Below are 12,794 nucleotides of genomic sequence, written 5' to 3'. Positions count from 1 at the left end.
TACAATGAAAAACCATAAAAATACTTTTTACAATTTAATTCAAATATTAAAAAAGTACTGGATACAACAAGGATGTATTATTTTTCAACCATTAGATATACCAATAGGAGCTGGAACCTTTCATAATGCAACTTTTTTAGGAGCTATTGGTCCAGAACCAATTAGTGCTGCATATATACAATCTTGTCGCCGTCCTTCAGATGGAAGATATGCAGAAAACCCAAATCGTTTACAACATTACTACCAATTTCAAGTTATTATTAAACCTCCACCAGAAAACATTCAGGATATTTATCTTAAATCACTAAATTTACTTAATATAGATGAGAAATTACATGATATACGTTTTGTAGAAGATAATTGGGAAAATCCAACATTAGGAGCTTGGGGAATTGGTTGGGAAGTTTGGCTGAATGGAATGGAAATTACTCAATTTACCTATTTTCAACAAGTAGGAGGATTAGAATGTAATCCTGTTACTGTAGAAATAACATATGGTTTAGAAAGAATTTCTATGCATATACAAAATAAATCAAATGTATATGATCTTATTTGGCAACAAAATGAGAACATAAAAATAACTTATGGTGACATATTCAAAGAAAATGAAATAGAACAATCACAATATAATTTTCAATATTCTGATATTAATTTTTTATTTGATTGTTTTAAAGAATATGAATTAGAAGCAAAAAGGTTAATGAATTTAAAAAAACCACTATTATTAGTATCATACGAAAAGATATTACAAGCAAATCATATATTTAATTTATTAGATTCAAGAAAATTTATCTCTTCTAGTGAACGTCAAAGTTACATTTTACGGATTAGAAAATTAACCTCAAAAATTGCAAAAGAATATTTAAAATCAAGAAAAAACTAAGTTTTCCTTTTTATCAAGAAAAAAGAGAGAAAAATGAAAGAACAAACATTATTAATTGAAATTGGAACAGAAGAGCTTCCATCTAGATTTCTTCATAAAATATCCTCATGTTTTTTTGAAAATGTTAAAAAAGATCTAAAATATTACAATTTTTCATATAAAAAAATTAAATATTTTTTTACACCAAGAAGACTTGCATTAACAATTTTAGATATTGATACAAGTGATAAAACATTTAATATTAATAAAAAAGGTCCATCTATACTTGATTCTTATGATAAAAATGGAAGACCAACAAATATTGCTAATAATTGGGCAAAACACTGTGGTATTAATATAAATGAAGCCAGTTGTTTAAAAAATAAAAAAGGTGAATGGTTGGTATTTAAAAAAATACAAAAAAGAGAAAAAATCGAAATTTTACTTCCCGAAATAATTGAAACAGCATTAAAAAAAATTTCTATACCAAAGTCTATGCGATGGGAATTTACTAATCAAAAATTCTCCAGACCTATTCGAAATATTGTAATGTTGTTAGATAATCAAATTATTAAAGGAAGAGTCTTTAATATTCGTTCTAATAATTTACTCCAAAATCATCTTTGTTATAGAGAAAAACGAATAAAAATTGATAGTGCACAAGAATATCCATCAATTCTGTTTAAGAAGAATAATATTATCGCTAATTATGAAACTAGAAAAAAAAATATTATTGAAAATATTAATTTTATAGCAAAAAAAATCAATGGTTTTATAAAATATCGTACCGAATTACTTGAAGAAATCACTAATTTAGTAGAATCACCTATAGCATATTTAGCCAGTTTTGAAAAAATATTCCTTAATATACCAAAAAAAATATTAATATATACTATAGAAAAACAACAAAAATGTTTTCCAATATATGATATAGAAAATAATTTACTTCCATATTTTATTTTTATTTGTAACATTAATTCAAAAGATTCAAAAAACATTATTTTGGGTTATGAAAGAGTTATGTATGCAAGACTTTCAGACGCTGCATTTTTTTTCCATAAAGACAGAACAACAAAACTGGAAAATTATCTTATGTCTTTAAGAAATGTTTTATTTCAAGATGGTTTAGGATCATTATATGAAAAAACAATTCGAATACAGTTGCTTGTAAACTGGATTTCTAAATATAGTAATTTTAATCAAAAAGACTCTAACAGAGCAGCACTTTTATCAAAGTGTGACTTAGTTACTAATATGGTATGTGAATTTCCAGAATTACAAGGTACAGTAGGTATGTACTATGCTTTAGCAGACAAGGAAAAAAAAGATATCGCAATTGCTCTTGAAGAACAATATTTACCATCTTTTTCAAATGATAAATTACCGTGTACCCTTATAGGTTGTTCATTATCTATTGCTGATAAAATAGATACATTATCAGGAATGTTTTTTATTGGAAATATTCCAACTTCAAATAAAGATCCCTTTGGACTGAAACGTTTGACTATAGGAATATTTCGTATTATTACCGAAAATAATATTTTATTAGATTTACATGATTTAATTAAAAAAAGTATTTCTTTATATAATAAAGAATCTATTAAATATTCAACTGTATATGATAGTATAATTAATTTTTTTATGGTTAGATTATTATATTGGTACAAAGAGAAGAAATATAACATTAATATCATTAAATCAGTATTATCATGTCAACTAACACAACTAATAGATATTGAAAAAAGAATACAAGCTTTATCGTTCTTTCAGAAATTAAATGATTCAAAGTCAATTATATTATCTATAAAAAGAATAGCTCACATTTTAGATAAACAAACTGAAAACATTTCTGGAGACGTTAACACTAAATTAATAAAACAAGTAGAAGAAATAAAACTATTTGATCATATTAAAAAATTTGATTTTATTACAAATAATTTATTTTTCGAAAAAAAATATCAAGAAATTTTATTACAAATAAAAGAACTAGAAATACCTATAAATAATTTTTTTGATAACATTAAAATATATGACTCTAATTTAGAAATTAGAAAAAATAGACTAATTTTATTAAATAAATTAATGAAAATTTTATCAAAAATAACAAATTTTTCTTATTTATATTAAATAATGTACAAAATGTAATAAGTATTATTTATTAGAACACATATTAAAATTTTACAAAGATTTTAAGGTTCCTTTAGGTAGAGATGATGCTATAAAATCACGTTTTATAAAAACTTCTGTTGTTTCATTTAACTTAAGCAAAACATATCCATTGCTTGTGATTTTACTTATTTTACCTAATAATCCACTAGTAGTAATCACTTCGTCTCCTTGAACAAGAGAATTTATAATATTTTTATGTTCTTTATCTTTCTTTTGTTGAGGGCGAAAGAGCATAAAGTAAAAAATTAACAAAAATATTATTAACATAAAAATTAAAGAATATGAATTACCTTCTGATGAATCATTTATAACTGCATTAGCGTTTTGTATAAAAAAGCTCATTTAAACTTTCCCTTTTCTATTTTTTATAGAATGTTTTTTGATTATAAAAATTAAATATAAAATCTTTAAATTTATTAAGTTTAATTGCATTTCTTATGTTACACATCAAAGTTTGATAATAATGTAAATTATGTATTGTATTTAAACGAGCTCCTAATATTTCATTACAAGAATCTAGATGATGTAAATAAGATCTAGTGTAGTATTTACATGTATAACAAGTACAAGTTTCATCTAATTTAGATAAATCTTCTTTATATCTTTTGTTTCTAATTTTAATTATACCATTTGTAACAAATAAATGTCCATTCCTAGCATTTCTAGTGGGAATAACACAATCAAACATATCTATTCCTCGACTTACACCTTCAACTAAATCTTCTGGTTTTCCCACTCCCATTAAATATCTTGGTTTATTTTTCGGCATTTTAGGACAAATATATTTTAACAATGAATACATTTCCTTTTTTGATTCACCGACTGCTAAACCTCCTAATGCATACCCATCAAATCCTATTTTTATCAATTCTTTAAGAGAAATGTCACGTAAAGATCGATGCACTCCTCCATGTATAATTCCAAACAATAAACTTTTATTTTTATATAAATCAAAATAGAAACGACTATTTTCTGCCCAACGTAAGGATCTTTCCATAGAATTTTTTGTATCATTCCAACTATTATTAAATGCAATGCATTCATCAAAAATCATAACTATATTAGATCCTAAATCTGTTTGAATTTTCATAGATATTTCTGGATTTAAAAGAAATTTTTTACCATTAAAATGATTCTGAAATAAAACTCCATTTTCATTAATTTTAGAAAACTTTGAAAGACTAAATATTTGAAATCCACCTGAATCAGTAAGAATAGGACCTGACCAATTCATAAAACTATGTAAACCACCATGTGATTTTATTATTTCTTGACCAGGACGTAAACTCAAATGAAAAGCATTTGCTAAAATAATTTTACTACCCGTCTGTTTAATTTCTTCCTTAGTAAGACTTTTTACTGTACCATAAGTACCAACTGGCATAAAAATAGGTGTTTCTATTTTTTCTTTTTTAAAAGTAAATACACAACATCTAGCGTTTCCATCTTCATGACAAACTTGAAAGTTCATTATTTCTCCAGAATATTATACAATGCTTTAATCAAAAATTTTTTCATATGGAGCTAATGAATTATACGTGATATACATTGCGTCTCCATAACTAAAAAAACGATACTTTCTTTCTATAGCTTCATGATATGCATTTATTGTATTTTTATAACCTAAAAAAGAGGATACTAACATCATTAATGTAGATTTAGGAAAATGAAAATTTGTAATTAAAGCATCAACTACATTATGTTTATAACCAGGATATATAAAAATATTAGTATCTCCTGAAAATGTTTTTTGATCATTCCATGAAGATGAAATATATGCGCTTTCTAAAGCACGCATTGTACTAGTTCCTACAGCAATAATGCGTCCACCTTTTTTTTTACAAGATTGAATTTTTTTGATTAGAACAGAAGACACTTCTACCACTTCAGAATGCATAATATGATCTTGTATTTTAAATGTTCTAACAGGTTGAAATGTACCAGATCCTATATGAAGTGTTATATATTCTATATCTATACCTTTCTTATTCAGATCATCTAATAAATAATAATCAAAATGTAATCCAGCAGTAGGAGAAGCAATAGAACCTATCTTATTTTTATATACTGTTTGATATGATTCGATATCTACATTATTTACAGATCTTTTAATATAGGGAGGTAATGGAATTTCTCCAAAGCAATTGATGACATCAAGAGACGAATAACTTGTACTATGAAATAAAATCTTAAAAAAAGAATTTTTATATTCAATAATCGAACTTTTTATTTGATTGTTTTTACCAAAAAAAATATTTGTTCCAATTTTAATATTTTTGCTATTTTTAATAGTAACTAACATCTTATTATCGTCTAATATTCGTTCAACTAAAAATTCTACTTTACCTCCACTTTTTTTGTGTCCAAAACATCGAGCTGGAATAACTTGAGTATCATTTAATACAATTAAATCACCAGGATAAACTTCGTCAATAATATTAAAAAAATATTTATGAGATATCATACCAGTTTGTCCATTAACAAGCATTAAACGAGATTTGCTTCGAACAGAACAAGGATAAAAAGATATAAGTGATTTCGGTAAATTAAAATAAAATTTAGAAAGTTCCATGATTTATTTCTTTAAAAAATTTAAATAACTTTATCAAATAAAGAATTTATCATTTTTTTATTAGATAATTTTGAATGCTGTTTTTAAGTTTTTGACCAGATTTAAAAGTAACTACTCGTCTAGCAGTAATAGTAACAATTTCTCCTGTTTTAGGATTTCTACCAGGACGTTCTTTTTTGTTTTTTAATTCAAAATTTCCAAATCCTGATAATTTAACGTTCTCTCCTCTCTCTAAGGAACTTCTAACTTCTTCAAAAAAAAATTCTACAAATTGTTTTGAATCTCTTTTAGTTAATTGTAATTTTTCAAATAGATTTTCTGAAATTTCAGCTTTTGTAAGAACCATAAATTTATTTCCTTAAAATAACTTGAAATTTTTCCTTTAATACTTTTATACAATAATCCATCATTAAATTAATTTCATTTTCTTCAAAAGTCTTTTTCATATCTTGAAAAATAAAACTAATACCCAAACTTTTTTCTTTCTCAGATAATGTTTCTTCAGAATATATATCAAAAAGATTAACTTCTACTATATTTTCAAAAAAACACTTTTTACAAGTATCAATAATATCAAACACAGTAATATCTTTTGAAACTAATATAGAAATATCGCGTCTACTAGTAGGAAATTTTGAAATTTCTTTGATTTTTAATGGTACTTTGTTTAAAAAATGATTCAATGATATTTCAAACAAAAATGTAGAACTGTTCACATTTAACTGTTTTTTTAATCTTGGATCTATTGCACCAATGCTACCAATAAAATTTCCTTGAAAATATATAGATGCAGTTTGTTCTGGATGTAAACCAGATATTGTAGTTTTTTTAAATTCTATATGATCTAATTCACATATAGATTCTAACATACATTCTAAATCACCTTTAAGATCATAAAAATCCACTTTTCTTTGCTTAAAACACCAACTTTCTTTTATATAATTACCACTAATTGCAGCAGCTAAAAAAATTTCTTGTTTAACACCAAGATATTGTTGTTCATCTAATAAAAAACAAAGACCTTTTTCAAAAAATCGCATATTTTTTTGTTGACGATTTTTATTGTAAGAAATAGTCTTAAGTAAACCAGGCAATAAAGATGATCGCATACAAGACATATCTTTAGAAATAGGATTCTCTATTAGTAACTTTTTTTGATTCGAGCATAATATATCATGTATTTTAGGATCAATAAAACCATAAGTAATAATTTCATAATAACCTTTATTAGATAAAATAACATCAGTTTTTTCTAATAATAAATCTATTAATTGGTTATCATTTCTTAAGATGAAAGATTCTTGTAATGGGTTTAAAACAATATTATTGTATCCGTATATTCGAAGTACATCGCCTATTACATCTTCTTCAATTAATATATCAAATCTCCAACTAGGAGGAATAACATCCCAATATTTTTTTTTAAATATTACTTGATAGTTAAGATTATATAAAATATTTGAAACAATGTTAGCATCGATAAAAAAACCTGTCACTTTATTTAAAGTATCATGATTTAATCTTATGCTATTATTTAACAATGAAAAATTAATATTCGTATTTTTAATTTTAGAAATAGGACCAGGTATGCCACCACATATTTTTAATATTAAATGAGTTGCATATTCAATAGCATAGACTTGAAGAGATGAATCTACACCATAATTATGATACTCTAATATTCTATTAGAATTTATTTTTTTTATAATATAAGAAATTGATTCTTTATCAATTAAGTAGGAGCTTAAAAATATATTCTTAGTATGTATATTGATATCTACAGTATTAGAGTTAAAATTTCCAGGAATAGATAGTATTTTATCTTTATCAGAAAATACTAAAATTTTTTCATCTAAGTTTAATTGAATGTTATTCTTTAAAAGAATACTTTCTTTGCTATTTGACATTCGTATAATAATACAATCTTCAATATGATCCGCATCTAATACATTCAGAGGTTGTCCAATTTCAATTAAAATATAGTTAATGATATCTGTAATAATATTTACGGGTAAAATATCAGATAAGAACAATTTCTTTTGTATCCAAAACGGAGTATCAATGTTAACGTTAACATTTTCGATAATTCTACCTAAATAGTTAATATCTACTTCTTTCGATTTAATATCTAAATTAATTTTTTTTTTAGTTTTTACTATATTTAATGGATGTTTTAAAGCTGGCATTTTAAAATTATTTAAAGCTAATATGTTACGTGATATTCCTAAAATGCTTAATCCATCTGGTCGATTAGAAGTTGTAGAAATTTTTATAATATTATCTTTTAATGATAAGTAATCATTAACATTTATACCTATAGGTGTTTCTTGATTAAATTCAATAATTTTATCGCTATAAAAATAGATTCCTAATTCAAAAAAAGAACATAACATTCCTTCAGATATTTCTTCATATAATAGTTTTTTTTCAATTATTGTATTTTTAGGTAAAATAGCACCAACAATAGCTACTGCAACTTTAATACCATAACGACAATTAGGCGCTCTACAAACAATGTTTAATATTTTATTACCTATATCTACTTTTATTACTTTTACTGTTTTAAATTTTGAATGTGTAGCACATTTAATAATCTGACCTACTATAACACCACTAAAGTTTGGATTAAATTTTTTTACAGATTCTACTTCTATTCCAGAATTAGAAATTTGATTATATAAAACATCGCTATCGATTTTTATATTGATCCATTCACGTAACCATTTTTCACTAAATTTCATCTTACCTCACTAATTATACTTAAATTGTTCTAAAAACTTTATGTCGTTTTCAAAAAAATATCGAATATCAGAAATTTCGTACCGTAACATAGTAATTCTTTCAATTCCTAATCCAAATGCGCAAGCGGAATATATATTAGAATTAATATTTGCATTGTTTAAAATTTTAGGATGTACCATTCCACAACCTAGTACTTCTAATGATTTTCCTCTACTGTTTATAATATCTACTTCTGCAGAAGGTGTTGTAAAAGGAAAATATGATGGACGAAACTGAATTGAAATTTGATTACCAAAAAAATCATATAAAAAACTATATATAATCCATTTTAAATTTGAAAAATTAATATTTTTTTCAATTATTAAACCTTCAATCTGATGAAACATAGGAGTATGTGTATGATCATAATCATTACGATAAACCTTTCCAGGAAAAATAAATCTAATAGGAGGTTTTTCTTTCTTCATAATACGAATTTGCATACTTGAAGTTTGAGTGCGTAGTAATCTATTCTTATCAAACCAAAAAGTGTCATGACTATCTCTAGCTGGATGATTTTTAGGAATATTTAAAGCGTCAAAATTATGATACTCATCTTCTATTTCTGGACTACTAATCGATTGAAAACCTATTCTAGAAAAAAAATTTTTTATATAATTAATAGTATATGTTATTGGATGTAAAGAACCATTTTTAACACGACGTCCAGGAAGAGAAATATCAATTTTTTCTTTTTCAATACGTTGATTTAATAAAATATTATTTAATATTTCATATTGTTTGTTAATATTAATCATTATTTCTTTCTTAATTGTATTAATGCTTATACTATGTTTTTTTTTATCTTCAAAAGATAAATTTTTTAAACTTTTTATATAAGAAGTTAAAATTCCTTTTTTACCCAAATATTTTATTCTAATTTTTTCTAATTCTTCTTTTTTTTGTGATTTTTTTATTTCAGTTTTAATATTTTGAAACAATTTATTTAATTTTAACATCTTAATATTCTTATATGTTCTTTTAATTACATATTTAATGTACGAAAAAAGCTCCCATAAAGGAAGCTTATTTTTTAAACTAATACTTTCTAAAGAAAATATATTAAAAAGTTTATAGTTAAGTAATCTATTTGTCACAAATATATTTTTTATATAAGAGGGGAGATAAAATTTTCCCCTCATGAAATATTTTAAAATATATTATTTACAATAAAGCTTCTTTAGATTTTTTTACTAATTCATTAAACGAAAACATATCAAATATAGCAATATCTGATAATATTTTTCGATCAATTTCAATTGATGCTTTTTTTAAACCAAAAATAAATTTACTATAAGACATTTGACTCTTTCGTACAGCCGAATTAATTCGTGAAATCCATAATTGACGAAATTGTCTTTTTCGTTGACGTCGATCACGATAAGCATACTGTCCTGCCTTAATTACTGCTTGATAAGCAACTCTGTAAACACGAGAACGAGCTCCATAATAACCCTTTGCTTGTTTTAATATTTTTTTATGACGAGCGTGAGTGATAACACCACGTTTTACACGAGCCATTTTTATGCTCTCCTTTTCGTAAAATCTTAATAAAAAAAGTAAATACATTTACGCATATGGTAAAAAAGATTTTACTTTATTTATATCTCCTTTAGAAACTAAAATCTTAGGACGAAGATGACGTTTTTTAGCAGTTGTTTTTTTTGTTAAAATATGACGTAAATTTGCTTGTTTGCGTTTAAATTCACCAGATGCAGTTTTCTTAAAACGCTTCGAAGCACTTTTTAAAGTTTTTATTTTTGGCATAATATATTTGATTTAAATTGTTAAAAAAATATAAATATTATTAAAAATAAATTATATATCTATATTTAAAAATTAAGTTAAAAATGACTATTTTTTCTTTGGTGCTAAAATCATTATCATTTGACGACCTTCAATTTTAGAAGGAAATGATTCAACTATTGCTAATTCATTTAAATCACTTTTTATTCTATTAAGAACGTCAACTCCTATTTTTTGATGTGCCATTTCCCGTCCTCTAAACCTCAAAGTAATTTTAACCTTATCACCATCTTCTAAAAAACGTACTAAATTTCGTAATTTAACTTGATAATCACTTTTATCGGTACCAGGACGAAATTTTATTTCTTTTATATGGATTACTTTTTGTTTTTTTTTCTGTTCTTTAAAAGATTTACTCTTTTCATAAAGAAATTTTCCATAGTCCATAATACGACAAACTGGAGGTTCAGCATTTGGACTGATTTCTACTAAATCTAATCCTAATTCTTCAGATTTTTTTAAAGCTTCACGTAAATTAACAATACCAATTTGATCACCTTCAACTCCTGTAAGACGTACTTTAACAGCACGTATCTCATTATTGATACGATTAGGACGTGTTAATTGAATTCGTTTTCCACCTTTAATACTTTATTCCTCCAATTGATGAAAGTTACGAGTAAAAATTTCTTTTTGTAACTTTTTAATAAAAATATCAATGTCAATCATTCCAAAATCATAACCATTTCTATTTCGAACAGAGATTTTATTATATTTTATTTCTTTTTCTCCACAAATTAATATGTAGGGAATACGACGTAATGTATGTTCACGAATCTTAAAACCTATTTTTTCATTTCTCAAATCAGATTCTACACGAATATTAATATTAAAAAATCTTTTAACTAAATGTATAATATAATCTGAACTAGTATTAGAGACACTAATAATAACAACTTGTATTGGAGATAACCAAGTGGGTAAATTTCCTGAAGATTCCTCAATTAATATACCAATAAATCGTTCTATTGAACCTAATATCGCTCTATGAATAATCACTGGTGTTTTACGTTCATTTTTTTGATTAATATAAAACGAATTAAGTCGTACAGGCAAATAGAAATCTAATTGAATAGTTCCACATTGCCAATTTCTTCCCAAAGAATCTTGCAAAATAAATTCGATTTTAGGTCCATAAAAAGCACCTTCTCCTGATTGATATTCAAATGATAAATGATTTTCAATTAACATATCAGATAAATCTTTTTCTGATTGATCCCATATTGAATCATTTCCAATGCGTTTTTTTGGTCTTGTAGAAAGTTTTACCAATATTTTTTTAAAATTAAATATACTATATAAATCATATATCATTTTAATACAATCATTAATTTCAGGACGAACTTGTTCTTGAGTACAAAATATATGTGCATCATCTTGAGTAAAATTACGAACTCGCATAAGACCATGCAAAGAACCTGAAGGTTCGTTACGATGACAACTTCCAAATTCAGCCATTCGAACAGGTAAATCTCGATAAGATTTTAATTTGCTGTTAAAAATTTGAACATGTCCTGGACAATTCATAGGTTTAATACAATATTCTCGATGTTCTGATAATGTAGTAAAAATTGCATTTTTATAATTATCCCAATGTCCACTATTTTCCCATATAATTTTATCTATTAATAATGGCGTTTTCACTTCCTTATATTTATATTCTTTTAACTTTTCCCTAACAAAATTACATAGTTCATTAAAAATAATCCAACCATTATTATGCCAAAAAACCATACCTGGAGATTCTTCTTGCATATGATACATTTCAAGAAATTTTCCTATTTTCCTATGGTCTCTCTTTTCTAATTCATTTAAATATTGTATATGCTTGTCTAATTCTTGTTGATTAGTCCAAGCTGTACCATAAATACGTTGTAACATCTTGTTTTTCTTGCTTCCTTTCCAATATACACCTCCAATTTTTCTTAACTTAAAATATTTGCAAAACTTTATATTAAAAATTTGTAGTCCTATATCAATATCTATATAATTCTCATGATAATATAAAGAAATTTTCTTATTAGAATCAACTTTTTCATTAATCAATGATATTTTATATTTTTCAGAACGTTGTTCAAAAATTTCAAGTGCATGAGAATAAGAAACTATTTTATTAGAAATATCATATTTTTTTCTGATAAGATGTTTCATGTTATTTTCTAGTAAAGTAAGGTCTTTTTCGGACATTTTATTATCTAGATCTATATCACAATAAAAACCATTATTCGAAATATTACTTTCAGCAATCTGAGAAATAGGCCATATATTTTTAATGGCATAACTTAATAGTTGGACACAAGAATATCGAATAACATTTAATGCTTTATGATCTTTATGATTAATAAATTCTATAAAAGAATCTTTATTTACTAAAGTATGTAGATTAGCAAAATTATCATTGATAGAAATTGCAATAAGAGATTTTAATATACTAGGTTTTTTATTTTTTATAATATCTACTAACAAAACTGAATGCTCGTACACTTGATGGCTTCCATCAGAAAATCTTATTACAGGCATTCTTAAATCCTTAATTAAAATTTTAATTATTTATTATCTATAAAACTGAATAATTACATGTGATGTATTTTTATACAAAAAAAA

The 12,794-nt window shown here is 24.6% G+C and carries 11 protein-coding genes and 1 pseudogene; 2 read left to right on the top strand and 10 right to left on the bottom strand.

Going from position 1 to position 12,794, the window contains the following annotated elements:
• Positions 1–4: 4 nt before the first annotated feature.
• Positions 5–942, top strand: a pseudogene (gene glyQ, locus D9V70_RS00680) (glycine--tRNA ligase subunit alpha).
• Positions 917–2,989: a glycine--tRNA ligase subunit beta gene (gene glyS, locus D9V70_RS00675; protein WP_158355860.1), complete on the top strand. Its 2,073-nt coding sequence runs from the start codon at positions 917–919 to the stop codon at positions 2,987–2,989. The pseudogene glyQ and the gene glyS overlap by 26 nt, the downstream one beginning before the upstream one ends.
• A gap of 51 nt (positions 2,990–3,040) precedes the next feature.
• Here glyS and yajC read toward each other — a convergent pair whose 3' ends face one another.
• From yajC to thrS, 10 genes are all read right to left on the bottom strand, one after another.
• A complete protein-coding gene (yajC, locus tag D9V70_RS00670; protein WP_158355859.1) occupies positions 3,041–3,373 on the bottom strand; it encodes a preprotein translocase subunit YajC in 333 nt (110 codons plus the stop codon).
• Positions 3,374–3,389: 16 nt separating this feature from the next.
• Positions 3,390–4,502 carry a tRNA guanosine(34) transglycosylase Tgt gene (gene tgt, locus D9V70_RS00665; protein WP_158355858.1) on the bottom strand — a complete coding sequence of 371 codons (1,113 nt, stop codon included), beginning with the start codon at positions 4,500–4,502 and terminating at the stop codon, positions 3,390–3,392.
• A gap of 27 nt (positions 4,503–4,529) precedes the next feature.
• Positions 4,530–5,603: a tRNA preQ1(34) S-adenosylmethionine ribosyltransferase-isomerase QueA gene (gene queA, locus D9V70_RS00660; protein ID WP_158355857.1), complete on the bottom strand. Its 1,074-nt coding sequence runs from the start codon at positions 5,601–5,603 to the stop codon at positions 4,530–4,532.
• A 49-nt stretch (positions 5,604–5,652) separates the two neighbouring features.
• A complete protein-coding gene (locus tag D9V70_RS00655; RefSeq protein WP_158355856.1) occupies positions 5,653–5,949 on the bottom strand; it encodes an integration host factor subunit alpha in 297 nt (98 codons plus the stop codon).
• Between the two features lie 4 nt (positions 5,950–5,953).
• Positions 5,954–8,344 carry a phenylalanine--tRNA ligase subunit beta gene (gene pheT / locus D9V70_RS00650; RefSeq protein WP_158355855.1) on the bottom strand — a complete coding sequence of 797 codons (2,391 nt, stop codon included), beginning with the start codon at positions 8,342–8,344 and terminating at the stop codon, positions 5,954–5,956.
• Between the two features lie 9 nt (positions 8,345–8,353).
• A complete protein-coding gene (gene pheS / locus D9V70_RS00645) occupies positions 8,354–9,343 on the bottom strand; it encodes a phenylalanine--tRNA ligase subunit alpha (protein WP_158355854.1) in 990 nt (329 codons plus the stop codon).
• A gap of 205 nt (positions 9,344–9,548) precedes the next feature.
• Positions 9,549–9,905: a 50S ribosomal protein L20 gene (gene rplT, locus D9V70_RS00640; RefSeq protein ID WP_158355853.1), complete on the bottom strand. Its 357-nt coding sequence runs from the start codon at positions 9,903–9,905 to the stop codon at positions 9,549–9,551.
• A gap of 48 nt (positions 9,906–9,953) precedes the next feature.
• Positions 9,954–10,151 (bottom strand): 50S ribosomal protein L35, encoded by a 198-nt coding sequence (gene rpmI, locus D9V70_RS00635; RefSeq protein ID WP_158355852.1) that lies wholly within the window; start codon positions 10,149–10,151, stop codon positions 9,954–9,956.
• Between the two features lie 87 nt (positions 10,152–10,238).
• Positions 10,239–10,778, bottom strand: coding sequence for a translation initiation factor IF-3 (infC, locus tag D9V70_RS00630; protein WP_158355851.1), 540 nt, complete (start codon positions 10,776–10,778; stop codon positions 10,239–10,241).
• 3 nt (positions 10,779–10,781) lie between these two features.
• The gene (gene thrS / locus D9V70_RS00625) at positions 10,782–12,710 is read right to left on the bottom strand and encodes a threonine--tRNA ligase (RefSeq protein ID WP_158355850.1); all 1,929 of its coding nucleotides are present in this window, start codon (positions 12,708–12,710) and stop codon (positions 10,782–10,784) included.
• Positions 12,711–12,794: the final 84 nt, after the last annotated feature.

This window comes from Buchnera aphidicola (Lipaphis pseudobrassicae) (assembly GCF_005081185.1).
In the GTDB taxonomy this organism is placed as follows: Bacteria; Pseudomonadota; Gammaproteobacteria; order Enterobacterales; family Enterobacteriaceae; genus Buchnera; species Buchnera aphidicola_AD.
This window is presented reverse-complemented; position numbering and strand designations above follow the sequence as displayed.

Bases quoted from the DNA above. Each gene is read 5' to 3' on its own strand.
- tgt (WP_158355858.1), bottom strand. From the start codon at position 4,502: ATGAACTTTCAAGTTTGTCATGAAGATGGAAACGCTAGATGTTGTGTA.
- pheT (WP_158355855.1), bottom strand. From the start codon at position 8,344: ATGAAATTTAGTGAAAAATGGTTACGTGAATGGATCAATATAAAAATC.
- D9V70_RS00655 (WP_158355856.1), bottom strand. From the start codon at position 5,949: ATGGTTCTTACAAAAGCTGAAATTTCAGAAAATCTATTTGAAAAATTA.
- thrS (WP_158355850.1), bottom strand. From the start codon at position 12,710: ATGCCTGTAATAAGATTTTCTGATGGAAGCCATCAAGTGTACGAGCAT.
- yajC (WP_158355859.1), bottom strand. From the start codon at position 3,373: ATGAGCTTTTTTATACAAAACGCTAATGCAGTTATAAATGATTCATCA.
- glyS (WP_158355860.1), top strand. From the start codon at position 917: ATGAAAGAACAAACATTATTAATTGAAATTGGAACAGAAGAGCTTCCA.
- pheS (WP_158355854.1), bottom strand. From the start codon at position 9,343: ATGTTAAAATTAAATAAATTGTTTCAAAATATTAAAACTGAAATAAAA.
- rplT (WP_158355853.1), bottom strand. From the start codon at position 9,905: ATGGCTCGTGTAAAACGTGGTGTTATCACTCACGCTCGTCATAAAAAA.
- rpmI (WP_158355852.1), bottom strand. From the start codon at position 10,151: ATGCCAAAAATAAAAACTTTAAAAAGTGCTTCGAAGCGTTTTAAGAAA.
- queA (WP_158355857.1), bottom strand. From the start codon at position 5,603: ATGGAACTTTCTAAATTTTATTTTAATTTACCGAAATCACTTATATCT.